The 24,370-nt window shown below is 64.1% G+C and carries 22 protein-coding genes; 13 read left to right on the top strand and 9 right to left on the bottom strand.

The annotated features are described in order from the left end of the window. Positions 1–7 precede the first annotated feature (7 nt). Genes GGD67_RS30585 through GGD67_RS30560 form a run of 6 tightly spaced genes read left to right on the top strand, consistent with a single transcriptional unit; the run spans position 8 to position 6,966 of the window. Positions 8–1,483, top strand: coding sequence for a type II and III secretion system protein family protein (locus tag GGD67_RS30585; protein ID WP_179738062.1), 1,476 nt, complete (start codon positions 8–10; stop codon positions 1,481–1,483). 20 nt (positions 1,484–1,503) lie between these two features. Beyond that, positions 1,504–2,238, top strand: a complete 735-nt coding sequence (locus GGD67_RS30580) for a CpaD family pilus assembly protein (RefSeq protein ID WP_179738060.1) — start codon at positions 1,504–1,506, stop codon at positions 2,236–2,238. Continuing rightward, positions 2,235–3,503: an AAA family ATPase gene (locus GGD67_RS30575; RefSeq protein WP_018318787.1), complete on the top strand. Its 1,269-nt coding sequence runs from the start codon at positions 2,235–2,237 to the stop codon at positions 3,501–3,503. Before GGD67_RS30580 ends, GGD67_RS30575 begins: the two co-directional genes overlap by 4 nt. Before the next feature lie 21 nt (positions 3,504–3,524). After that, positions 3,525–4,994 (top strand): CpaF family protein, encoded by a 1,470-nt coding sequence (locus GGD67_RS30570; RefSeq protein ID WP_018318788.1) that lies wholly within the window; start codon positions 3,525–3,527, stop codon positions 4,992–4,994. Between the two features lie 10 nt (positions 4,995–5,004). Further along, the gene (locus tag GGD67_RS30565; protein ID WP_018318789.1) at positions 5,005–5,982 is read left to right on the top strand and encodes a type II secretion system F family protein; all 978 of its coding nucleotides are present in this window, start codon (positions 5,005–5,007) and stop codon (positions 5,980–5,982) included. A 9-nt stretch (positions 5,983–5,991) separates the two neighbouring features. Further along, entirely contained in the window at positions 5,992–6,966 is a 975-nt protein-coding gene (locus tag GGD67_RS30560; protein ID WP_018318790.1) for a type II secretion system F family protein, read from the top strand. A 75-nt stretch (positions 6,967–7,041) separates the two neighbouring features. Here the strand turns inward: GGD67_RS30560 and GGD67_RS30555 are convergent, their stop codons facing one another. Together GGD67_RS30555 and GGD67_RS30550 are read right to left on the bottom strand one after the other, a co-directional pair. Next, positions 7,042–7,857 carry a tetratricopeptide repeat protein gene (locus GGD67_RS30555; RefSeq protein ID WP_179738058.1) on the bottom strand — a complete coding sequence of 272 codons (816 nt, stop codon included), beginning with the start codon at positions 7,855–7,857 and terminating at the stop codon, positions 7,042–7,044. A gap of 235 nt (positions 7,858–8,092) precedes the next feature. After that, positions 8,093–8,296, bottom strand: a complete 204-nt coding sequence (locus tag GGD67_RS30550) for a hypothetical protein (RefSeq protein WP_018318792.1) — start codon at positions 8,294–8,296, stop codon at positions 8,093–8,095. A 200-nt stretch (positions 8,297–8,496) separates the two neighbouring features. Between GGD67_RS30550 and GGD67_RS30545 the strand changes: the two genes are divergently transcribed. The 4 genes from GGD67_RS30545 to GGD67_RS30530 all read left to right on the top strand — a co-directional run bounded on the left by GGD67_RS30545 (position 8,497) and on the right by GGD67_RS30530 (position 11,450). After that, complete coding sequence (locus tag GGD67_RS30545) at positions 8,497–9,870, top strand: M17 family metallopeptidase (RefSeq protein ID WP_179738056.1); 1,374 nt, start codon at positions 8,497–8,499, stop codon at positions 9,868–9,870. Beyond that, positions 9,863–10,705, top strand: coding sequence for a C40 family peptidase (locus GGD67_RS30540; RefSeq protein WP_179738055.1), 843 nt, complete (start codon positions 9,863–9,865; stop codon positions 10,703–10,705). The genes GGD67_RS30545 and GGD67_RS30540 overlap by 8 nt, the downstream gene beginning before the upstream one ends. 199 nt (positions 10,706–10,904) lie before the next feature. After that, positions 10,905–11,186 carry a hypothetical protein gene (locus GGD67_RS30535; protein WP_018318795.1) on the top strand — a complete coding sequence of 94 codons (282 nt, stop codon included), beginning with the start codon at positions 10,905–10,907 and terminating at the stop codon, positions 11,184–11,186. Between the two features lie 36 nt (positions 11,187–11,222). Further along, a complete protein-coding gene (locus GGD67_RS30530) occupies positions 11,223–11,450 on the top strand; it encodes a hypothetical protein (RefSeq protein ID WP_026202072.1) in 228 nt (75 codons plus the stop codon). Positions 11,451–11,529: 79 nt separating this feature from the next. Here the strand turns inward: GGD67_RS30530 and GGD67_RS30525 are convergent, their stop codons facing one another. From GGD67_RS30525 to GGD67_RS30500, 6 genes are all read right to left on the bottom strand, one after another. Then, on the bottom strand, positions 11,530–13,167 hold the full coding sequence (locus GGD67_RS30525) for an ABC transporter ATP-binding protein (RefSeq protein ID WP_018318797.1): 1,638 nt from the start codon (positions 13,165–13,167) through the stop codon (positions 11,530–11,532). Positions 13,168–13,171: 4 nt separating this feature from the next. Continuing rightward, positions 13,172–14,350: an ABC transporter permease gene (locus GGD67_RS30520; protein ID WP_026202073.1), complete on the bottom strand. Its 1,179-nt coding sequence runs from the start codon at positions 14,348–14,350 to the stop codon at positions 13,172–13,174. Continuing rightward, the gene (locus GGD67_RS30515; RefSeq protein ID WP_092254361.1) at positions 14,350–15,459 is read right to left on the bottom strand and encodes a microcin C ABC transporter permease YejB; all 1,110 of its coding nucleotides are present in this window, start codon (positions 15,457–15,459) and stop codon (positions 14,350–14,352) included. The genes GGD67_RS30520 and GGD67_RS30515 overlap by 1 nt, the downstream gene beginning before the upstream one ends. A gap of 2 nt (positions 15,460–15,461) precedes the next feature. Next, positions 15,462–17,348, bottom strand: a complete 1,887-nt coding sequence (locus GGD67_RS30510; RefSeq protein ID WP_179738053.1) for an extracellular solute-binding protein — start codon at positions 17,346–17,348, stop codon at positions 15,462–15,464. 14 nt (positions 17,349–17,362) lie between these two features. Beyond that, complete coding sequence (locus GGD67_RS30505; RefSeq protein WP_092254357.1) at positions 17,363–19,264, bottom strand: extracellular solute-binding protein; 1,902 nt, start codon at positions 19,262–19,264, stop codon at positions 17,363–17,365. A gap of 211 nt (positions 19,265–19,475) precedes the next feature. Continuing rightward, on the bottom strand, positions 19,476–20,030 hold the full coding sequence (locus GGD67_RS30500; RefSeq protein WP_092254355.1) for a c-type cytochrome: 555 nt from the start codon (positions 20,028–20,030) through the stop codon (positions 19,476–19,478). A gap of 233 nt (positions 20,031–20,263) precedes the next feature. Here GGD67_RS30500 and GGD67_RS30495 point away from each other — a divergent pair, with 233 nt between their 5' ends. Next, on the top strand, positions 20,264–21,004 hold the full coding sequence (locus GGD67_RS30495) for a 3-deoxy-manno-octulosonate cytidylyltransferase (RefSeq protein WP_179738050.1): 741 nt from the start codon (positions 20,264–20,266) through the stop codon (positions 21,002–21,004). Positions 21,005–21,042: 38 nt separating this feature from the next. Continuing rightward, positions 21,043–21,903, top strand: coding sequence for a prephenate dehydratase (locus GGD67_RS30490; RefSeq protein WP_018318803.1), 861 nt, complete (start codon positions 21,043–21,045; stop codon positions 21,901–21,903). A 124-nt stretch (positions 21,904–22,027) separates the two neighbouring features. Here GGD67_RS30490 and GGD67_RS30485 read toward each other — a convergent pair whose 3' ends face one another. Next, on the bottom strand, positions 22,028–23,047 hold the full coding sequence (locus tag GGD67_RS30485; RefSeq protein ID WP_179738048.1) for an LLM class flavin-dependent oxidoreductase: 1,020 nt from the start codon (positions 23,045–23,047) through the stop codon (positions 22,028–22,030). A gap of 398 nt (positions 23,048–23,445) precedes the next feature. Between GGD67_RS30485 and metF the strand changes: the two genes are divergently transcribed. After that, complete coding sequence (gene metF, locus GGD67_RS30480; protein WP_179738046.1) at positions 23,446–24,366, top strand: methylenetetrahydrofolate reductase [NAD(P)H]; 921 nt, start codon at positions 23,446–23,448, stop codon at positions 24,364–24,366. Positions 24,367–24,370 lie beyond the last annotated feature (4 nt).

Here is a 24,370-nt window from a genome sequence, read left to right as displayed (position 1 = left end):
AGGCGACATGAAATGCAGGGCAGATTCAGCGACGATGCGAACCGCCATGGTCCGCGCCCTGTCGTTTTCGGCCGCCTTCGCGCTGGCATTCAACCCGGTGCTGACCCCCGTGGTCGCCGCCGACTATCGCCCGGGCGCGGCGGTCGCCGCCGACGGTCAGATGAACGCCCGCTTCCTTTCGCTCGGCATCGGCAAGTCCGTGGTGATCGACCTTCCGCGCGACATCAAGGACGTGCTGGTCGCTGACCCCAAGATCGCCAATGCGGTGGTCCGCTCGGCGCAGCGCGCCTACATCATCGGCGCCGCGCTCGGCCAGACCAACATCGTGTTCTTCGATTCTGCAGGCCAGCAGATCGCGGCCTATGACATCGCGGTCAAGCGCGACCTCAACGGTGTGCGGGCGGCGCTGAAGCAGGTCCTGCCGAATTCAGACATCCAGATCGACGGGCTCGGCGACGGCATCGTCCTGACCGGCACGGCGGCGAACCCGATGGAAGCGCAGCAGGCCAATGACCTCGCCGCGCGCCTGGCCGGCGGCGCCGACAAGGTCGTGAACTCGATCGTGGTCCGCGGCCGTGACCAGGTCATGCTCAAGGTGACGGTGGCGGAAGTCCAGCGCAACATCGTCAAGCAGCTCGGCATCGACCTGACCGCGAACCTCAACTACGGCACGTCGGTGGTGAGCTTCTCCAACTCGAATCCGTTCACCGCTCTCGGCCACAACCTCGTGGACGGCAACAATCTGACCACGAAGTTCGGCGCGGCGCCGTCGGTGCAAGCCACCCTGCGCGCGATGGAAACCGCTGGCGTGATCCGCACGCTGGCCGAACCGAACCTGACCGCGATCTCCGGTGAATCGGCAACGTTCATCGCCGGCGGCGAATTCCCCGTGCCGGCGGGCTATGCTTGCGATCCCACCACGCATGTCTGTACCACCCAGATCAGCTTCAAGAAGTTCGGCATCTCGCTCAACTTCACCCCCGTGGTGCTGAGCGAAGGCAAGATCAGCCTGCGGGTGATGACCGAGGTCTCGGAGCTGTCGAACGAGAATGCGATCACGCTGTCGCAGGCCGTGACCTCGACGTCGGTGAACTCGGTGACGGTGCCCTCGATCAGGACCCGCCGTGCCGAGACCTCGCTGGAAATTCCCTCCGGCGGCGCGATGGCGATGGCCGGCCTGATCCAGCAGCAGACCAAGCAGGCCATCAGCGGATTGCCGGGACTGATGCAGCTCCCGGTCCTCGGCACGCTGTTCCGCAGCCGCGACTTCGTCAACAACGCGACCGAGCTGGTCGTGATCGTGACGCCTTATGTCGTTCGCGCGGTGGCGCCAAAGGACCTGTCGCGGCCGGATGACGGCTTCGCCCCGCCTGCGGATCCACAGGCCCAGCTGCTCGGCAACATCAACCGCCTTTACGGCGTGCCCGGCCGGACCGAACCGGCCAAGAACTACCGCGGCACCTACGGCTTCATCACCGACTGAGGCGAAACGGGGACTTCACGATGATCACAAGACCACCCCAGCTTCGCAAACGCGCCATCCGTCTCGGTGGCGCGCTCGTCGGCATGGCGCTCGCGCTCGGCGGATGCCAGCATGACGAAGCCGTCACGGCCTCCATTCCCGACGACTACAAGCAGCGCCATCCGATCGCGATCGAAGAGCAAAATCGTTCGATCGTCGTCTTCGTCGGCCATGCCCGCGGCGGATTGACCGCCGCCCAGCGCGCGGATGTGATGGGTGTCGCATCGGCATGGTTGCACGAAGGCACGGGCGCCATTCGTATCGACGTGCCGTCCGGCACGCCCAATGCGCGTCCGGTCGCGGACACGATGCGTGAAATCCAGGCGATGCTGGCGGGAGCAGGCGTTCCGCCGCGCGGCGTCAACGTTCGCCCCTACCAGCCGGAAGACAGGCGCTTCCTGCCGCCGATCCGGCTCACTTATTCCAAGATCGCCGCGGTCGCGGGTCCCTGCGGCCTGTGGCCGGAGGACGTCGGCCCTTCGATCAAGAACAAGAGATGGTTCGAGAACAAGGACTATTACAACTACGGCTGCGCCTATCAGCGCAACCTCGCAGCGATGGTCGACAATCCGTCGGACCTCGAGCAGCCGCGGCCTGAAACTCCGTCCTACACGGCGCGGCGCATCACCGCTCTCGAGAAATATCGCAAGGGTCTCACGACGGCGACCACCTATCCCGAGGCCGACAAGGCCAAACTCAGCGACACCGGCAAATGATCAGCTACGCTCGCCAGACACACGAAGAGCAGCCGGACGCAGCTCCTCCGCCGGTCGAGGAGCATATTGCGCCCGCGCCGCGCGTCTCGGTCCAGGCCTTCTGCGAGACCGTGGAAACCGCCGCCGCGGTCCAGTCGGCCGGCGAAGACCGCCGTCTCGGCAAGGCCCATCTGAAGATCCAGATGGGCGGCATGGCCGCTGCAACCGAGGCCTACCGCTCGGCCCCGACGCCGAACGTCATCGTGCTCGAAAGCGACGGACGCAACGACCTGCTGGGCGGGCTCGACCAGCTCGCCACCGTCTGCGACGCCGGCACCCGCGTGGTCGTGATCGGCCGGATCAACGACGTCACACTCTACCGTGAGCTGGTGCGCCGCGGTGTCAGCGACTACGTGCTCGCGCCGGTCGGCGCGATCGACGTCGTGCGCTCGATCTGCAACCTGTTCTCCGCCCCGGAAGCCAAGGCGGTCGGCCGCATCATCGCCGTGGTCGGCGCCAAGGGCGGCGTCGGGGCTTCCACCATCTCCCATAATGTCGCCTGGGCGATCGCGCGCGACCTCGCCATGGACGCCGTCGTCGCCGATCTCGACCTCGCCTTCGGCACCGCCGGGCTGGACTACAACCAGGACCCGCCGCAGGGCATTGCCGACGCCGTGTTCTCGCCCGATCGCGTCGACACCGCCTTCATCGACCGCCTGCTGTCGAAATGCACCGACCATCTCAGCCTGCTGGCGGCGCCGGCGACGCTCGACCGGGTCTATGATTTCGGCACCGACGCCTTCGACGCCGTGTTCGACACCCTGCGCTCCACCATGCCCTGCATCGTGCTCGACATTCCGCACCAATGGTCGGGCTGGACCAAGCGCGCCCTGATCGGGGCGGACGACATCCTGATCGTGGCCGCGCCCGACCTCGCCAATTTGCGCAATACCAAGAACTTGTTCGATCTGTTGAAGGCCGCGCGCCCCAACGACCGGCCACCGCTCTACTGCCTGAACCAGGTCGGCGTGCCGAAGCGCCCCGAAATCGCCGCCGCGGAGTTCGCCAAGGCGATCGAGAGCCAGCCGATCGTCTCGATCCCGTTCGAGCCGCAGATCTTCGGCTCGGCCGCCAACAACGGCCAGATGATCGCGGAGATCTCCGCCAACCACAAGTCGATCGAGATGTTTCTTCAGATCGCCCAGCGCCTGACCGGCCGCAGCGAAACCAAGAAACAAAAGTCGTCCCTGCTTTCACCCCTGATTGACAAGTTGCGGGGAAAATAAGCCGCCGCATGGAGTTGTTAAGTGTTCGGTAAGCGTAGCGGAACAGACACCGACCTTCGGGCGCCCAAGCCGGGCGCCGTGTCGCCCGAGCCAGCCCAGGCTCCGGCGCCGACGGTGTCGCGCGCCCCGCCTCCGCCGGCCGTCGCCTCGCCGCCGCTTGCGCCTGCCAAGGCGCCGCCGCCTCCGGCCATGGAGAGCCGGCGGTCGGACAATTATTACGAGGTCAAGGCGACCATCTTCGGCGCGCTGATCGAGGCGATCGACCTCGCTCAGCTCGCCAAGCTCGATTCGGAGTCCGCGCGCGAGGAAATCCGCGACATCGTCAACGAGATCATCGCGATCAAGAACATCGTGATGTCGATCGCCGAGCAGGAGGAACTGCTCGACGACATCTGCAACGACGTTCTCGGATACGGTCCGCTCGAGCCGCTGCTGTCGCGCGACGACATCGCCGACATCATGGTCAACGGCGCCAACACCGTCTACATCGAAGTCGCCGGCAAGATCCAGCGCACGGGAATTCGCTTCCGCGACAACCAGCAGCTCCTCAACATCTGCCAGCGCATCGTCAGCCAGGTCGGCCGGCGCGTCGACGAATCCTCGCCGATCTGCGACGCGCGCCTCGCCGACGGCTCCCGCGTCAACGCCATCGTGCCGCCGTTGTCGATCGACGGCCCCACGCTCACCATCCGCAAATTCAAGAAGGACAAGCTGACACTCGATCAGCTGGTCAAGTTCGGCGCCATCTCGCCGGAAGGCGCTGAAATCCTCCAGATCATCGGTCGCGTCCGCTGCAACGTGCTGATCTCCGGCGGTACCGGCTCCGGCAAGACCACGCTGCTCAACTGCCTGACCAACTATATCGAGCATGACGAGCGCATCATCACCTGCGAGGACGCCGCCGAGCTCCAGCTCCAGCAGCCTCACGTGGTGCGGCTGGAAACCCGACCGCCCAACATCGAGGGCGAGGGCCAGATCACCATGCGCGAGCTGGTGCGCAACTGCCTGCGTATGCGCCCCGAGCGCATCATCGTCGGCGAGGTTCGCGGACCCGAGGCGTTCGACCTGCTCCAGGCCATGAACACCGGCCATGACGGATCGATGGGCACGCTGCACGCCAACAACCCGCGCGAAGCCCTGTCGCGCTGCGAATCCATGATCACGATGGGAGGCTTCTCGCTTCCCTCACGCACCATCCGCGAGATGATCTGCGCCTCCATCGACGTGATCGTCCAGGCTGCGCGCCTGCGCGACGGCTCGCGCCGGATCACCCACATCACCGAGGTGATGGGCATGGAAGGCGACACCATCATCACCCAGGATATCTTCCTCTACGACATGGTCGGCGAGGACGCCAACGGCAAGATCATCGGCCGGCACCGCTCGACCGGGATCGGCCGTCCGAAATTCTGGGAGCGCGCCCGCTATTACGGCGACGAGAAGCGCCTTGCCGCTGCGCTGGACGCGGCGGAAGTCGCGCCGAAGACGTGAGCCGTTCAGCATGAACATGCAGGTCCTCGCCCTCGCATTCCTTGCCACCGCGGCGGTCGGCGGCATCGCCTGGGTCTTCCTCTATCCGCTGCTGTCCGGGGAACGAAAGGCCGAAAGCCGCCGCGCTTCGATCTCGCGCGCCGAGGCGCCCACGGCCCGCCAGGCCGAGAAGACCCAGCGCTCGCGCCGCGAGCAGGTCGAGACCACGCTGAAGGATCTCGAGGCGCGACGCCTGCAGGAGAAGAGCGCTCCGCTCCCCGTCCGCCTGTCGCAGGCGGGGCTCGATTGGACGCCGCAGAAATTCTGGATCGTCTCCGCCGTCGTGGCGGGCGCGTTCTTCGCAGCCGCTCTGTTTGCCGGCGGCGGCCTGATCGGTGCTGCCGGCCTCGCCTTTGCCGGCGGTTTCGGCCTGCCGCGCTGGGCGCTGGGCTTCCTGAAAAAGCGCCGCGAGGCCAAGTTCCTGGCGGCACTGCCCGATGCGGTCGACGTGATCGTCCGCGGCATCAAGGCGGGCCTGCCCTTGTTCGAATCGATCAAGGTCGTCGCGGCCGACGCGCCCGAGCCGCTGCGCAGCGAGTTTCTGGCGATCATCGAGACCCAGGCGATCGGCATGCCGCTCGGCGAGGCCTGCTCGCGGCTCTATGACCGCATGCCGTTGCCGGAGGCCAACTTCTTCGGCATCGTCATCTCGATCCAGCAGAAATCCGGCGGCAACCTCTCCGAAGCGCTCGGCAACCTTTCCAAGGTGCTGCGCGACCGCAAGAAGATGAGGGAAAAGATCCAGGCGATGTCGATGGAAGCCAAGGCCTCGGCCGGCATCATCGGCTCGCTGCCGCCGATCGTGATGTTCCTCGTCTATCTCACGACGCCACATTACATCTCGGTGCTGTGGACCCATCCCACCGGTCAGCTCATGCTGGTCGGCTGCGTCGTCTGGATGGCGGTCGGCATCATGGTGATGAAGAAGATGATCAATTTCGATTTCTGACGGTGCAGTATGGTCCAGTTTCTCGTCGCGAAACTACATGACGTCCACTTCATGACCATGATGCTGGCGGCCATTGCCGCCAGCGCCACCGTCTATACGCTGGTGATGCCGCTGTTCGCCGGCGAAGGCCTCTCCAAACGCATGAAGGCGGTGGCGAGCGAGCGCGAGCGCATCCGGCAGCGGGAGCGTGAGCGCCTTCACAAGAATGAAAAGGTCACGCTGCGCCAGACGCCGAAGCAGCTCGTCTCCAAGGTCGTCGAGGACTTCAACCTCACCAAATGGCTCGCGCAGGAAGCCGCGCGCGACAAGCTGATCATGGCGGGTTACCGCGGTCAGGCGCCCTACATCACATTCCTGTTTGCCCGCATGGTCACGCCGATGGTGCTCTTTATCGGCTCGGTCATCTACGTTTTCCTGATCGCGCATCTTCAGCAGGGCATGCCGATCAAGATCGGCATCTGCATTGGCGCCGCCTATCTGGGCCTCCAGGCGCCGATGCTGTTCCTTAGGAATGCGATCTCCAAGCGCCAGCTCTCGATCAAGCGCGCCTTTCCCGATGCGCTCGACCTGCTTCTGATCTGCATCGAATCCGGCATGTCGGTCGAGATGGCGTTCCGGAAAGTCGCCACCGAGATCGTGGGACAGTCGATCGCGCTGTCCGAGGAGTTCACGCTGACCACGGCCGAGTTATCCTATCTGCAGGATCGCAAGGTCGCTTACGAGAATTTGGCGCGACGCACCGGACTCGAGGGTGTCAAGTCGGTGTGTCTCGCGCTTCAGCAGGCGGAGCGTTACGGCACCCCGCTCGGACATTCCTTGCGCGTCATGGCGCAGGAAAATCGCGACATGCGCATGAACGAGGCCGAAAAGAAGGCTGCCGCCCTGCCGCCGAAGCTAACCGTGCCGATGATCCTGTTCTTCCTGCCCGTGCTGTTCGTCGTCATTCTCGGACCGACCGGCATCAAGATCTCCGAGATGCAATGACGCAAGACGCGGGCCGCGCACGCGGCTCGCGGGCCGCTTTCAGCATAAGACGATAGAAGAGACGATCAGCTCGGATCAATCGGGCTGGCTGAGCGAGGCGACCGGCGTCCGCTTCGGTGCGCCACGGGGAGCGTCGCTGCGGCTGAGCATCTCCTTGAGATAGGCGACGTTGGCCGCAGCCTGATCCGGTGGCAGATCCGCCTTCACGATGGTCTCGGCTTCGGCGAAGCGACCCTGCAGACCGACGACAAGACCGAGATTCTGCCGCACCCGGATGCTCGCACGCGGCGAGGCGTAGGCCTGCCGTAGCGCCTCTTCGGCCTTCGGAAGGTCTCTCGACAACATGTAGGACAGGCCGAGATTAGAGAGCACACCGGGATCACCCGGTGCGATCTTGAGCGCGCTCGCGTAGTAGGAGCGCGCTTCCTCGTGACGGCCCATCTGGTCCAGCGCGGTGCCCTGCACCGAAAGCAGGCGCCAATCCGGATTGTCAGGCGAATGCGCTTTCGACAGCACGTCGTAGGCCTGCTGGAAATTACCGTTGTCGGCGAGGGCGCGGCCGTATTGGGCGAGCAGCGCCTTGTTGCCGGGATTGGCGATGGTCGCCTGCTCGAGCACGGCGGCGGCCTGGGCGCGCTGACCGTTGGCGCGCAACGCCTGACCGTAGGCGAGCGCGGCATCGGCATCCTTGGGATTGGCGCGGTAGCGCTCGCCATAGACCTCGACGGCGCGCGCCGGATCGGTGGGAGCCGCCTCTGCCCGTGGTCCGCCGATCGAGCCCGTCACGTCGGAGAGCTTCGACATGCCCGTGCAGCCGCCGAGACCCATGGCCACCGCCGCGACCAGCGAGGTGGACGCAAGAAGCCGAGGAAGACTGAACCGTAGACGCATGACGCTTTGACTCTCGAGCCGATTGATCGAGCCGAACGCGCCAGCAATAGACTGTTAACCCTAACGGCCGGTTAACACCGCTCCCGGGCCGTGCTCTCGTCGAATTTCCGCTCGCAAGCGTCGTCAGGCTTGCGCGTTGGGAATCCAGCAGCAGCAGGTCGAAGGCGCTCGCGCGAACGGCAGCTCTCAACACGAGATACGAGATCCGTGCGACGACGGTTTTCGTCTCGCCCGATCAATATTCGATGGCAAGCCGTTTGCGGATTTCGTCGACGCGCCTGTCGAGCGCATCGAACCGCGCGTGGACCGAGCGGTCGTGGAGATAGAAGACGTAGCCGCCGGCGAGGAACGCGAAGATCCAATGGTGGTGCTCGACATAGCCGAAAATCGCCTCGATGGCCTCGCCAATGAACGTGACCACGCTCCACACAAATTCCATTGCATTTCCTCCCGGCACGCCTTGTCGTCGATCGCCTGATCTCCAACTCTGGCGACCGTTGCCGGAACCTAGCATGGCCCACTCGCCGCGAGTAGCGGCTCGCTGCACGGCGACAGCAAAGCCGATTGCAGCGGCGGCGAAACTCTGCGAAGTCTCATCCGTTCGCATAACCCGTTCGATCTGACGATCCGGACCCACCAATGCCCTCTGTCTTCGAAACGTCTCCCGCCGCCATTCCGATCACCTTCGTCACCAAATCGAGCTGGGACCAGGTCGCCGAGGCGTTGCCGTCGCCGCAACGCGCGTTCGCCACGGCATGCGCCTTTGCCGCCAAGCCGGGCGCCTATCTGGCACTGCCTGCGCCCGACGGCGCAATCGCGCAGGTGCTGTTCGGCCTCGAGGACGAGGGGGCAAGATCGCGCGACCTGTTCCGGCCCGGCGCCCTGCCCGGCCTGCTGCCGCCGGGTATCTATCGCTTTGCCAATGCACCCCACGATGCACGGCTGGCGGCGCTCGCTTTTGCGATGGGGCGCTACCGGTTCGCGCGCTACCGCAAGGCTGACAGGCCCGACGTCCGGCTGGTGCCGCCTGATGGCGTCGATGCGGCCGAGATCGAGCGGATCGCTGACGCGGCAATGCTCGCGCGCGACCTCATCAACACACCGTCCAACGACATGGGGCCGGCGGAGCTGGCCGCCGCCGCGCAAGACCTCGCCGCGGAGTTCGGCGCAAGCTTCGCGTGCACCGTCGGCGACGATCTGGAGAAGAACTTTCCGCTGATCCACGCCGTCGGCATGGCCTCCAGCCGCGCGCCGCGGCTGATCGACATCGGCTGGGGCGATCCTGATCATCCCAAGGTGACGCTTGTCGGCAAGGGCGTCTGCTTCGACACCGGCGGGCTCGACCTGAAGCCGTCGAGCGGCATGCTGATCATGAAGAAGGACATGGGCGGCGCCGCCAACGTGCTGGCGCTGGCGCGCATGGTGATGGATGCGAAGCTGAAGGTGCGGCTGCGCGTGCTGATTCCGGCGGTGGAGAATGCGGTCGCCGGCAACGCCTTCCGCCCGCTCGACATCTTCACCTCGCGCAAGGGCATCACGGTGGAAATCGGCAATACCGACGCCGAAGGCCGGCTGGTGCTCGCCGACGCGCTGGCATTGGCCGATGAGGAAAAGCCCGATCTGCTGATCGATCTGGGCACGCTGACCGGCGCCGCGCGTGTCGCGCTGGGACCGGATTTACCGCCCTTTTACACCAATGATGAGAGCCTTGCCGCCGATGTCGCGCGCTGTGCGGTGCAGGAGAACGATCCGTTGTGGCGCATGCCGCTGTGGCCGGCTTACGATGCGTGGCTGGACTCCAAGACGGCCACCATCACCAACGCACCATCCGGCGGCTTTGCCGGCTCGATCACCTGCGCGCTGTTCTTACAACGCTTCGTCGATCAGGCGAAGAGCTGGCTGCATGTCGACATCTACGGCTGGACACCGTCGGCAAAGCCGGCCCGTCCCGAAGGCGGCGAGTGCCAGGCCGCGCGCGCCATCTACACCTTGCTGAGCGAGCGCTATGCATGATCCGCGACTAACACCGGCGCGGGGCGACCTCGCCGCGAAATATCTCGAAGGCAAGGTCGAGGCGGATCGCTTCGTCGCCGGCGAAGAATTCGAGGTGGTTGATCCGGTCGCGCCGGTGCGCGAGCAGCCGTCTTCGGGCGCGATGCTGATGACGGAGGCATTGCGCGGCGAACGTGTCACGGTCTACGACCGCAACAGCGAGGGCTGGGCGTGGGGCCAGCTCAATGGCGACGGCTATGTCGGCTGGCTGCCGGATGCAGCGCTCATGAAACCCTCGGCGACGCCGACCCATGTGGTTAGCGCGCTGCGGACGTTCGCCTTCCCCGGCCCCTCGATCAAGCTGCCGCCGGCCGACACGCTCGTGATGGGATCCAGGCTGGCTGTGGCGCGCGAGGACGGCAGCTTCGCCGTCACGCGCGACGGCAGTTACCTGCCGAAGGCGCATCTCGCCCCGCTCGATCATCGCGAGCCGGACTTCGTTGCGGTCGCCGACCGCTTCGTCGGCACGCCCTATCTCTGGGGCGGCAAGAGCAGTTTCGGCATCGATTGCTCCGGCCTCGTCCAGGTCTCGCTGACATTGGCGGGAATCGGCTGCCCACGCGACAGCGACATGCAACTGGCCGGTCTCGGCCGCGCACTGGAGCCGCATGAGGGAAGCAGCTTGCTGCGCGGCGATCTGATCTTCTGGAAGGGCCACGTTGCCATCGTGCGCGATGGCAGCACCATGGTTCACGCCAACGCGTATCACATGGCGACCGTGATCGAACCGATCGAGCCGGCAATTGCGCGGATCAGGCAGGCCGGCAGCGAGGTCGTTGCGATCAAGCGGCTCTAGGGCCGTGGATCGAGACGATCGTACTCGATCTTTTTTCTCGGCATCCGAACAGGTTTCGGACGCGGTTGCTGACGGAACGGGCGCATTATCACCGGCAGAATGGTTTACCTTGCGGCGCAGCTACGGAACAACGTTACATCTGAGGTGATTTGCGGAACGAAACGCGGCGTCAGTCTTTCTCTGGCTTTGGGAGGTGCCCATGAGTTCTCAGGCCAGAGAAGGCGCGTGTGCGTTCGCTTGGCGAAACTACTTGCTGCTCCATAGCGGCATCAGCGAGAACGACGACAGGCGTTCCGCCCTCTACAGCTACATCTCCAATCTTCGCGACACCTGCGAGGATGATTTCGATCTCTTGCAGATAGCCGCGGTCGCCTACTTGAAAAAGCTGGATGAATTGCATGACGACCAATGCGCGCGCCGCGCGGCAGATCAACTTCTGGCCGAGCGTTTGGAAGCAAGCGGTTCACAACAGGATAGATAGCTTAGGTCATACCACCAGAGCGAAGGAGCGAGCAGCATGGCAGACGACACCAATGCGAACCGTTTCGTGCGCGACCCTCAACGGCGCATCGCCGCAGCGACGGCAATTGGCATGAATGCCTTGAAGCCGATGATGCACTTCCAGGTCTCAATGCTGAGGATGTGGGCCGATAGTATCGAGAGGCTCGAGGCCAATTACGACAAGAACCTGGAAGACACTGCGACCAGGGTCGAGAAAGCGTCAGACAAGGAACGCGCGGCGTAACATCAAGGCGGGCTGCCCGCGCAGCCTGCTCCGGCGAAACGCTCCGGGCGCCGCGATGTCGCTCGCCTGGGATGACGGGCTACGTCGCCACCGATCCGTTGCCCGCTGTCTCCAGCCGGAACGCCGCCGCGAACAGCGCGCGTGTGTAATCGGTCTTCGGATTCTTGAATAGCTCGGCGGCCTGTCCCTCTTCGACGACCTTGCCGCCGCGCATCACGATCAGGTGGCTCGCAAGCGAGGCGACGACGCGCAGATCGTGCGAGATGAACATGTAGGTGAGTTCGCGCTTGCGCTGGAGCTCACGCAACAGATCGACCATCTGTGCCTGGAACAGCATGTCGAGCGCGCTGGTCGGCTCGTCGAGCACGACGAAGTCCGGCTCCAGCACCACCGCCCGCGCGATGCTGATGCGCTGGCGCTGGCCGCCGGAGAATTCGTGGGGATAGCGGTAGCGGGTATCGGGCTTCAGCCCGACGTCTTCCAGCGCCTTGACGACGCGCGCCTCGCGTTCCTCGCGCGACAGCCCCGGCTGATGCACGGAGAGACCTTCGGCGATGATGTCGGCGACCGACATGCGCGGGCTGAGCGAGCCGAACGGGTCCTGGAACACGATCTGCATGTCGCGCCGGAACGGCCGCATCTCCTTGAAGCGCAGGCCCTGGATGTCCTTGCCCAGGAACACGATGCGTCCGTTCGAGGAGATCAGGCGCAGCAGGGCCAGCCCCAGCGTGGTCTTGCCCGAGCCTGACTCGCCGACCACACCGAGCGTCTCGCCCTTGCGCACGGCGATGCTGACGCCGTCGACCGCCTTGATGTGACCGACGGTCTTGCGCATCAGGCCGCGCTTGATCGGAAACCAGACCTTCAACTCGTTGGCGGACATCACCACCGGGGCACCCGGCTGCGGCGGCGCCGGATCGGGCTTCGGTTCCGCCGCGAGCAGGTCGCGCGTGTAGGGATGTTTCGGGCTCTTGAAGACCTGCTCGACCGGCCCCTGCTCGACGATCTCGCCGCTCTTCATGACACAGACGGTGTCGGCGATGCGGCGCACGATGCCGAGATCGTGGGTGATGAAGAGCAGGCTCATGCCGAGCCGCGAGCGGATCTCGGCGAGCAGCGCCAGGATCTGCGCCTGCACGGTGACGTCGAGCGCCGTGGTCGGCTCGTCCGCAATCAACAGATCGGGCTCATTGGCGAGCGCCATCGCGATCATCACGCGCTGCCGCTGACCGCCGGAGAGCTGATGCGGATAGCTCTTCAGTCGCGTCTCCGGCTCGGGAATACCGACCTGCGTCAGCAATTCCAGCGTCCGCCGGCGCGCCTCCGCATTGCTGGTCGGATTGTGCAGCTGGATGATCTCGCCGATCTGCGCCTCGATCGTGTGCAGCGGATTGAGCGAGGTCATCGGCTCCTGGAAAATGATGGAGATGTCGCTGCCGCGAATCTCCCGCATCTCCTGCTCGGATCGGTCGATCAGCTCCTGCCCCTTGAAGCGGATGCTGCCCGAGGGGTGCGAGGCGTTCGGATAGGGCAACAGCTTGAGAATCGAGAGCGCGCTGACGGACTTGCCGGAGCCGGATTCGCCGACCAACGCCAGGCATTCGCCGCGCTTGATCTGGAACGAGACCTTGTCGACCGCGAGCGTGGTGGTGCCGCCCTGGTGGAAGGCCACCGACAGGTCGCGCACGCTGAGCAGGGGCTGGTTGATGGCATCCATGGCCTTACCTGAACGTCTTGCGCGGATCGAAGGCGTCGCGCACCGCTTCGCCGATGAAGATCAGGAGCGACAGCATGCTCGCGACCGAGAAGAAGCCGGAGAAGCCGAGCCAGGGGGCCTGCACATTGGCCTTGGCCTGCGACAGCAATTCGCCGAGCGAAGGCGATCCTGGCGGCAGGCCGAAGCCAAGGAAGTCCAGCGCCGTCAGCGTCATCACCGAGCTCGACACGATGAAGGGCAGAAACGTCATGGTCGCGACCATCGCGTTCGGCAGCAGGTGGCGGAACATGATGACGGGATTGGAGACGCCGAGCGCCCGCGCCGCCTGGATGTATTCGAAGTTGCGCCCGCGCAGGAACTCGGCCCGCACCAGACCCACCAGCGAGACCCAGGAGAATAGCAGGAGGATGCCAAGCAGCACGAAGAAGCCGGGCACGAGCACCGACGACAGGATCAGCAGAAGATAGAGCGAGGGAATCGCCGTCCAGATCTCGATAAAGCGCTGGAAGATGAGATCGACCCGGCCGCCGAAATATCCCTGCACCGCACCCGCCGCGATGCCGATAACGGACGAGACGATCGTGAGGCAAAGGCCGAACAGCACCGAGATGCGGAAGCCATAGATCAGCCGCGCGACCACGTCGCGCCCCTGATCGTCCGTCCCGAGCCAGTTATATTCGAGGTCGCGGCAACTCTTCAGCCCCTTCTTCTCCACCACCGGCTTGCATTGCGCTTCCGTCAGCATCCATGTCGGCGGTGACGGCGCAGGCGTCGGCAGGTCCAGATTGTGGGTGTCGTAAGAATAACGGATCAGGGGCCAGACGATGCTGCCGCCCTTGTCCTTGATCAGCTTCTGCAAATAGGGATCGCGATAGTCGGCAGCGGTTTCGAAGTCGCCGCCGAAGGTGGTTTCCGAATAGGTCACGAATGCGGGCCAATAGAGCCGGCCGTCGAACTTGATCAGGAAAGGCCGATCATTGGCGATCAACTCCGCGAACAGCGAGACCACGAACAGGGCGATGAATATCCAGAAGGACCAGTAGCCACGGCGGTTCGCCTTGAAGTTCTGCCACCGCCGCCTGTTGAGCGGCGAAGGCGCGAAGGGCTTGCGCGTGATCGGAACGACCTCGCCCAGCGGAGACTGGGTCGTGGTCTCGATCGGCGTCGGCGCGGTAACCGTCATCAGACCTCCCGCGCCTCGAAATCGATCCGTGGGTCGATCCACATATAGGTGAGGTCGGAGATCAAATTGATCACGAGGCCGACCAGCGAAAAGATGTAGAGCGTGCCGAACACCACGGGATAGTCGCGATTGAGCACGCTCTCGAAGCTGAGCAGCCCAAGCCCGTCCAGCGAGAAGATGGTCTCGATCAGGAGCGAGCCTGAAAAGAACGCGTGGATGAACGTCCCCGGGAAGCCCGCGATCACGATCAGCATCGCATTGCGGAAGACGTGGCCGTAAAGCACCCGGCCCTCGCCGCAGCCCTTGGCGCGCGCAGTCATGACGTATTGCTTGCGGATCTCGTCCAGGAACGAGTTCTTGGTCAGGAACGTCATGGTGGTGAAGGCACCTAACCCCATGGCGATCAGCGGCAGCGTCAGATGCCAGAAATAATCGATGATCTTCCAGTACCAGGGAAACTGCGACCAGCCGTCGGAGGTCAGTCCGCGCAGCGGGAACCAGTTGAAGAACGAGCCGCCGGCAAACAGGATGATGAGGAGGATTGCGAACAGAAAGCCGGGAATGGCATAGCCCAGCACGAGAACGGTCGATGTCCAGGTGTCGAAGCGCGTGCCGTCCTTCACCGCCTTGCGGATGCCGAGCGGGATCGAGATCAGATAGGTGATCAGCGTCAGCCACAGCCCGAGCGAGATCGAAACCGGCAGCTTCTCCTTGATGAGTTGCAGAACGCTGACGTCGCGGAAATAGCTCTTGCCGAAATCGAAGCGGGCGAAATTCCAGACCATCAGGGCGAAGCGTTCCGGTGCCGGCTTGTCGAAGCCGAACTGCACCTCGAGCTTCTTGATGAAGTCAGGATCAAGGCCCTGCGCGCCGCGATATTTCGAGTTGATGGCGTCGCCACCGGCCCCGACTTGCCCGGGCGCGCGCTGCGCAAAGTCGCTGCCGCCCGAAATCCGCGAAGTGCCGCCGGTGTCAGCCCCGGAGAGCTGCGCGATCACGCGTTCGACCGGGCCGCCCGGCGCGAACTGCACGACAACGAAGGACACGAAGAGGATTCCGAGCAGCGTCGGAATCATCAGGAGGATGCGGCGGGCGATATAGGCACTCATGGCTACTTCGCCTGCTCGAGCTTGGCGGCCTTGGCGGGTTCATGCCACCAGATGTCGGGCGCGCCGACGCCATTGGCATAGCGCGGCAGCTTTTGCGGGTGACCGAACTGATCCCAATAAGCCAGCCGGTGCGTCTTGTTGTACCATTGCGGCACCCAATAGCGGCCAGTGCGGAACAGGCGGTCGAAGGCGCGGCAGGCGATGGTTAATTCCTCCCGGCTGTCGGCCGCCATGATCTTCTCGATCATGGCGTCGATGGCCGGACTGGCGACGCCCGCGAGATTGTACGAGCCCTTGGTGTTCGCGACCTGCGAGGAGAAGAACGCGCGCATGGCATCGCCCGGCGTCGCCGACATGCTGAAACGCTGGATCGTCATGTCAAAGTCGAAATCCTCCACGCGCGAGCGATATTGCACGGCATCAACGAGGCGGAGGCTCGCCTCGATGCCGAGCGTCCCCAAGTTCTTGATATACGGCGCGTGATGCGGCTGGAGCGAGGGCTCCTCCGCCAGGAATTCAATCTTGAACACCTCTCCGCTCGGCAGCATTCGCTTGCCGTCCTTGATCGGAAAGCCGGCTTCGTTGAGCAGCTGCTGCGACTTGCGCAAGAGAGCTCGATCCTGCCCCGATCCGTCGGAAACCGGCGGCGCGAAGGACGCAGCGAACACCTCGTCGGGAACCTGACCGCGGAATGGCTCGAGCAGCTTCAGCTCTTCCGGCGACGGAGGGCCATTGCTAGCCATGAGATCGGAGTTCTGGAACGGTGACACCGTACGGGCATAGGCGCCGTACATGATGGTCTTGTTGGTCCATTCGAAGTCGAAAGCGTCGATCAGGGCCTCACGTACGCGGGGATCCCTGAATTTCTCGCGCCGGGTATTGATGAACCAGCCCTGCGCGCCGGATGGCGTGTCGTCGGGCACGATCTCGAGCTTGACGCGGCCATCCTTCACGGCCGCGAAGTCGTATCGCGTCGCCCAGATGCGTGAGGTGAACTCTTCCCGGTAGAGATAGTTCTTGCCGGTAAACCCTTCGAAAGCGACGTCGCGGTCGCGATAGAACTCATAGCGCACGACATCGAAATTATAGGTACCGCGGCAGGGCGGCAGATCGGCAGCCCACCAGTCCTTCACCCGCTCATACTCGATATAGCGATTGACCTCGAACTTGCCGACCTTGTACGGACCGGAGCCCAGCGGGGTCTCCAGCGACGATTCATCGAACGGGCGAGATGCGTAGTAGGCCTTCGAGAAGATCGGCAGGCTGGCGGCATAGAGCGGCACGTCGCGCGCCCGCCCCTTGGCAAAGGTGACGACGAGCGTTGCATCGTCGACCGCCTCCGCGCTGACCATGTCGCGCAGCTGCACGAGGATCAGGGGATGTCCCTTGGTCTTCAGCGTCATCAGCGAAAACGCCGCATCATGCGCGGTGAGCTTGGTGCCGTCGTGGAATTTCGCCTCCGGCCGCATCGTGAAGCGGTAGACCAGCTTGTCCGGCGATATCTGCACGGATTTGGCGGCAAGCCCGTACATCGCATCAGGCTCGTCGTTCGCACGCACCATCAGCGGCGCGAAGGTCATGTCCATGCCTTGCGCGCCGTCGCCCTTCAGGATGAAGGCGTTGAGCGAGTTGAAGGTCTGGTAGGATTGGTTGTAGGCGCGCACCGACGGAATGAGCGAGAACGTCCCGCCCTTCGGCGCATCGACGTTGACGTAGTCGAAATGGTGGAAGTCGGCGGGATATTTGAGATCGCCGAACGCCGAGATACCGTGAGCCTCGATCCCCGCTTCCGATGCATGCGCTCCGCGCCACGGCTGCGCGCCCAGCGACATCCCGAGGGTGCCGCCGACCCCGAGGGCCAGCACGTGGCGGCGTGACATCTGCGTCATGCGGGGAATGTCCTTCACGACTTCTTTGCGATCCGCGCCGCCTTCTCTGCGTCGTACCACCAGATGAACGGGAAGCCGGATTGGCCGTATTTGGGCATTTCCGTCGGCCGGCCGAAGCGATCCCAGCGTGCCGTACGCACCTTGTTATAAGTCCATTGCGGCACGACGTAATGATTCCACAGCAGCACGCGGTCGAGTGCCTTGGTGGCCGCGACGAGATCGTCGCGATCGGTAGCGTAGATGACCCGCTCGATCAGCTTGTCGATTGCGGGATTCTTGATGCCCGCAATGTTGCGCGAGCCGGCGATGTCAGCCGTCTTGGTCGACCAGAACTCGCGCTGCTCGTTGCCTGGCGACTGCGACTCGCCCCACGAGTTTGTGACGATGTCGAAATCCCACTCGCGCGTCCTGTTCTCGTACTGGGTCGGGTCGACCGTCCGCACGTTGACGGCAATGCCGAGCCGCTCCAGGGACGGCTTGTAGAACAGCGTGATCCGCTCGAAGCTCGGATCCGAGTTCAGCAGTTCGAGCGTGAACTGCGCGCCGGTCTTGACGTCGGTCAGCTTGCGGTCGCGCACCTCGTAGCCGGCCTCCTTGAACAGGCGCAGCGCCTCGCGCAGATTGTCGCGCACGGCTTCCGGACTGCCGCCGACCGGATTGGTGTAGGCCGTGGTGAAGACTTCGGGCGGCACCTGGGTGCGGACGGTCTCGAGGATCTCGAGCTCCTTGCCCTGCGGCAAGCCGGTTGCCATGAGCTCGTCGATGCCGTCGAAATAGCTGCTGATGCGCTTGTACTGGCCGTAGAAGATCTGCTTGTTCATCTCCTCGAAGTCGAACGCGTAGTTAAGTGCACGCCGCACGCGGGGATCGCTGAACTTGCCGCGGCGCAGGTTCGGCACGAAAGCCTGCATCACACCTGAGCTGCGATTGGCGAATTCCTCGAGGATCACGCGCTTCTCACTCACGGCCGGGAAGTCGTAGGCGGTCGCCCAGTTCTTCGCACTGTTCTCGGTACGCCAGTCGACCTGGTCGGCCTTGAAGGCCTCGATCGCGACGGTAGCATCGCGGAAATATTCGTAGCGCAGCTCGTCGAAATTGTTGCGGCCGACATTGGCTGGCAAATCGCGGCCCCAATAATCCTTGACGCGCTCCATAGCGATCGACCGTCCGGCGACGAAATCCTTGATCTTGTAGGGACCGGAGCCGAGCGGCACCTCGAGCGTGGTGGCGGACACGTCCCGCTTGCGCCCCTGCGCGTCAGTCCCCTCCCACCAATGCTTCGGCAGGACGATGAGCTGCCCGACGATCTGCGGCAGCTCGCGATTTCCCGGCGCGTCGAACACGAACTTCACCTCGCGCTCGCTGACCTTCTCGGCCTTCACCACATGGCTGTAATAGGCCGAGTACATCGGATGGTGCTTCTTGAAGGACTCGAGCGAGAAGATCACGTCATCGGCGGTGACCGGCTTGCCGTCGTGCCATTTGGCCTGGGGCCGCAAGCGGTAGGTGACGAAGGAGAAATCGTCGGGGTGGCTGACGGCTTCGGCCAGCGCACCGTACTCGGTCGAGACCTCGTCGAGCGACTGCGTGAGGAGCGATTCATAGATGAAAGCGACGGCGCCGGCGACCTGGCCCTTCACACCCGATACCACGATGTTGAGGTTGTCAAAGGTGCCGACGGCGATCTGGCGCGCGACGCCGCCCTTGGGCGCTTCCGGATTGACGTAGTCGAAGCGCTTGAAATCTGCGGGGTACTTGACCTTTCCGAACAGCGACAAGGCATGGCGCCAAGGAAGCTCATTCGCCGATTGCGCCTCGGCACTGCCGACGACGGAAAGGCCCGCTACGGAACCGAGGGCGGGGAGCGCTGCGGCCGCAGTGCCGGTGAGCAGGAGATCACGTCGGGTTATGGCCAAATCAACATTCCTGTCTTGAAGGAGGCTACTCCTTTAAGTTCCCAATATAGGCGAGGTTTCGACCGAATATGTTGCTTTTTCCTCATCTTGGAAGGCCGGACGGCCCGTCGGATGCGGCCAAACGCCCCGATAAACTCACCGCGAGGCCCGGATAAGGAAACGGCCAGGCTTTCCAGCCTGGCCGCATGTTCCAAGATCGGGTTCTTGAGGCTTACTTCGACGCGGTCGGCAGTGGCTGAGGATGCTCTGACAGCGAATTCAGATAGGCAATGACGTCGGCGCGCTCGGAATCCTTGGCGATACCGGCGAAGCCCATCGCAGTGCCCGGGATGAAGCCCTTCGGATTGGCGATGAACTTGTTCAGGTCGTCGAATGTCCAGGTACCGCCCTTGCCCTTCATGGCAGCGGAGAAATTGAAGCCGCCGCGGCCCTCACCCCTCTTCTCGCCGACGACGCCATAGAGGTTCGGACCGACGCGATTCGGGCCACCCTTCTCGAAAGTGTGGCAGGCACCGCACTTCTTGGCGGCCGCCGCGCCCTTTTCGACGGAGGCGGTCTGGAGCAACTTTTCGATCGGCTCGGAGGCCGCGGCGGCAGCGCCGCCTTCCTTGCCGTGGCCGGCGTCTTCCTTCACGGCGATCTCGAAGCCCGGCTTTTCCGGCATCTTGGGCGAGAAAAGAGCCTGGGCGGTAAAGCTGGTCACCAAGAGAAAGAGACAGGTACCAAGCACGGCACCCATGATTTTATTGAGTTCGAAAGAGTCCATTTCCGGCCAGGCCCCACACCGCAAGAAGGATCGAGCGGCCGGGCGGCCGCCAGGACGAGCCTCGGGAGAATCAAACGTTCCTTATCGTTTCCCCGAGTTTTGCCATTGAGATATCGGTTTGCCCGGGGTCTGGCAACCCGTATAAGCGACCCGGCTTTCGGCCGTCCCCGCTCCATTTCTCGGCGCGGAAAACGCCCCGTTTTCAGGCTCTTGACCTCAGATCTCTAGACCCAATGATCGATCCTCGCATCCTGGTGCTGATCCCGGCCCGCATGGCCGCCACCCGCCTGCCCGGCAAGCCACTCGCCGACATCGCGGGATTGCCGATGATCGTGCATGTGCTGCGCCGCGCCGAGGCCGCAAGTATAGGCCGGGTCGCGGTCGCGACCGACACGCCCGAGATCGCTGCGGTCGTGACGGCCCATGGCGGCGAGGCCGTGATGACCAGCCCGACACACCCCTCCGGCTCCGACCGTATCCACGAGGCCATGCAGAAGCTCGATCCGGACGGCAAGGCGGAGATCGTGGTCAATCTGCAGGGGGATTTCCCGACGATCACGATCGGCAACATCCGCGAGGTGCTGCCGCCCCTGCAAGACCCGGCCGTGGACATCGCGACACTGGCCTCGCAGATCCACACCGAGGAGGAGGACCTCGCCCCGAGCGTCGTGAAGGCGATCGGAACCTCGCTCGGCGGCAGGCGCATGCGTGCACTTTATTTCACTCGCGCGACCGCGCCGACCGGCGACGGACCGCGTTACCACCATATCGGCCTCTACGCCTATCGCCGCGCGGCGCTGGAGCGTTACGTTTCGCTGCCACCCTCGCCGCTGGAATTGCAGGAGAAGCTCGAACAGCTCCGGGCGCTCGAGGCGGGAATGCGCATCGACTTCACCATCGTCGACACCGTACCCCGCGGGGTCGACACGCCTGCGGACCTGGAAACCGCCCGCAGCATCCTTTCCAAATCCTGAGCCGCTGTTACAAGGCCGACCCAGGAGCATTTTAAGACATGAGCAAGATGAAGATCGCATTCCAGGGCGAGCCCGGGGCCAATTCCCACATCGCCATCGTCGAGGCCTATCCCGACGCCGAGCCGATGCCCTGCGCCACCTTCGAAGACGCGCTGTCGGCGATCTCCTCCGGCGAGGCCGATCTCGGCATGATCCCGATCGAGAATTCGGTCGCCGGCCGCGTCGCCGACATACATCATCTCTTGCCGGCCTCCGGCCTCTTCATCGTCGGTGAATGGTTTTTGCCCGTCCGGCATCAGTTGATGGCGGTGAAAGGCACCAAGCTCGACGACATCAAGAGCGTCGAGAGCCATGTGCATGCGCTTGGCCAGTGCCGGCGCATCATCCGCAAGCTCGGCATCAAGCCCATCGTGCATGCCGACACCGCCGGCAGTGCTCGTGACATCTCCGAGCGCAAGGACAAGACGGTCGCCGCGATCGCCTCCCGCCTCGCCGCCAAGATCTACGGCCTCGACATCCTCGCCGAGGACATCGAGGACGAGGCGCACAACACCACGCGTTTCGTGGTGCTGGCGCGCGAGCCGAAATGGGCCGCGCAAGGCTCCGGCCCGCTGGTCACGACTTTTGTGTTCCGGGTGCGCAATTTGCCGGCCGCGCTCTACAAGGCGCTCGGCGGCTTTGCCACCAACGGCGTCAACATGACCAAGCTCGAGAGCTACATGGTCGACGGCAATTTCTTCGCCACGCAGTTCTACGCCGACGTCGACGGCCACCCCGATGACAAGGGCCTCGCCTTCGCGATCGAGGAGCTGAAATTCTTCTCGCGCGAATTCCGCATCGTCGGTGTGTATCCCGGCCACCCCTTCCGCGCCACGTTCAACGAGGCGCAGCAGGATTGATCTCGTGTCCCGGACGCGCAAAGCGCGGGCCGGGACCCAGCCACGCGACCCGGGGCTGCGATGGGCCCCGGCTCTGCAGCGCATCGCTGAAGAGCGTTGCGCTGCGTCCGGGGCACGGCAGCTCCTATACGGCCGCCGGCTTCACCAACCCGAACGCCTCCGCGAGCAGCGAATACGACTTCTTCCGCGCCTCGTGATCGTACACCGCCGTGATCACCATCAACTCGTCCGGCTTGCTCGCGTCGATCAGCGGCTGCAGTTTCTTCTGCACCGTCGCGGGGCTGCCGACGAACAGGCGGGAGCGATTGCGCAGGATCGAGGTGCGCTCGGAGTCGGAGTAAGGATAGGCCACCGCCTCCTCGACGCTCGGCAGCGGCAGATATTGACCGCGGTCGCGGCGCAGCCGGTTGAGGTCGAACGAGCTGGCGAGCCGTTCGGCCTCCTCGTCGGTATCGGCGGCGATGACGGCGATCGCGAGGATCGCGTGGGGCGTCGCACGCCAGGCCGAGGGCTGGAAGCGGTTGCGATAATGCACCATCGCATCGACCGCATCGTGGGACGCAAAATGATGCGCGAAGGCGAAGCCCATGCCGACCTGTGCGGCGAGCTCCGAGGAATAATCGCTGGAGCCGAGCAGCCAGACCGGCGGCAGTTTGGTGTCGTCGGGCATGGCGACGACGTTGTTGTAGGGATGCCCTGCGGGAAATTCGCGGGTCTCCCACAGAATCAGTTCGTGCAGCCGCTCCAGGAAATCGTCGCCCTCGCGGCGATCAAGTCGGCTGCGGAGCGCATAAGCGGTCGCTCCGTCGGTGCCGGGCGCCCGGCCAAGGCCGAGGTCGATGCGGCCGGGAAACAGCGCCTCCAGCATCTTGAAGCGCTCGGCCACCACCAGCGGCGCGTGATTGGGCAGCATCACCCCGCCGGAGCCGACGCGGATATGCTTCGTCATCGCCGCGATCTGGCCGATCATGACGTCGGGGGCTGGGCTCGCGACCGAGGCGAGGTTGTGGTGCTCGGCGAGCCAGTACCGGACATAGCCGAGGCCATCGACATGGCGCGCCAGGTCGATGCTGTTGCGCAGCGCCGCGGCGGGCTTGGTGCCTGTGGTGACGACGGAGAGATCGAGGACGGAGAGCGGGATCATGGCGCGCTAACCTAGTGGAGGGCCGCGCGGCGACAATGGGGCGGCTGCGCAGATCTGACGTGTGCAGGCCGCGAGCCCGCGCACCGGACCGAACCGAGATGGTGGGCTAAAGGCAACCCTAGCAACATTGATTCCATTCTGCCCACCTACGCTGCCTGCCTCAGACAACTATCAAAACTCCTATAACCATTTGAAATAAGCAAACTATTATGAGGATACCGGCATCCCACTCAAACTCGCAAACATTCAATAATTCCGCCATTGCTGGCAGAAGTGGGCCATTTCCCATCATTGATGGGCTGTCGATCAAACCGCCTTTGCCCTATCATAGGCTTTCCCAAGCTAGACCTGACCGTCGGCCGCCAGGATCTGGCGGCACATCTGGAGCGAGTGGTGCCATGACCGATCTGACGATTCCTGCCCGAGCCGACGGGCAAGACGGGCACCTGAAGCGGCCAGCGATCTCCTTCGAGTTCTTTCCGCCCAAGACGGAAGATATGGAGCGCAATCTCTGGGAGACCATCAACCGGCTCGCCCCGCTCGACCCGAAATTCGTCTCGGTGACCTATGGCGCCGGCGGCTCGACCCGCGAGCGCACCCATTCGACCATCGCCCGCATCCTGAAGGAGACCACGCTGCTGCCGGCGGCGCATCTGACCTGCGTCGGCGCCTCGCGCGGCGAGATCGACGAGATCGTCGATCGCTATCACGAGGTCGGTGTCCGCCACATCGTCGCCTTGCGCGGTGATCCCGCCGGCGGCATCGGCACGCCCTATGCCAGTCATCCCGACGGCTATCAGAGCTCCCCCGAGCTCATCGCCGGCATCAAGAAGCGGCACGGCGACATCGAAGTGTCGGTCTCGGCCTATCCCGAGAAGCATCCTGAAGCGCGCGACTTCGATGACGACATCGACACGCTGAAGGCCAAGGTCGACGCCGGCGCGACGCGTGCGATCACCCAGGTGTTCTTCGACAACGACCTCTACTTCCGCTATCTCGACCGCGTGCGGGCGCGCGGCATCGACATCCCGATCGTGCCGGGCATCATGCCCATGCACAATTTCAAGCAGGCGAGAGCCTTCGTCACCCGCGCCGGCACCACCGTGCCGGACTGGTTCGCCGCGAAATTCGAAGGCCTCGATGACGACGCCGAGACCCGCAAGCTGGTGGCCGCAACCGTCGCGGCCGGCCAGGTCCAGAAGCTCGCCAAGCACGGCGTCGACACCTTCCATTTCTACACCATGAACCGCGCCGATCTCGTGTTCGCGATCAGCCATTTGCTCGGCATCCGTGCCAAGAGCGCTCAGAAGGCTGCGTAAGAGA

The organism is Bradyrhizobium sp. IAR9, assembly GCF_013408065.1.
Taxonomy (GTDB): domain Bacteria; phylum Pseudomonadota; class Alphaproteobacteria; order Rhizobiales; family Xanthobacteraceae; genus Bradyrhizobium.
This window is presented reverse-complemented; position numbering and strand designations above follow the sequence as displayed.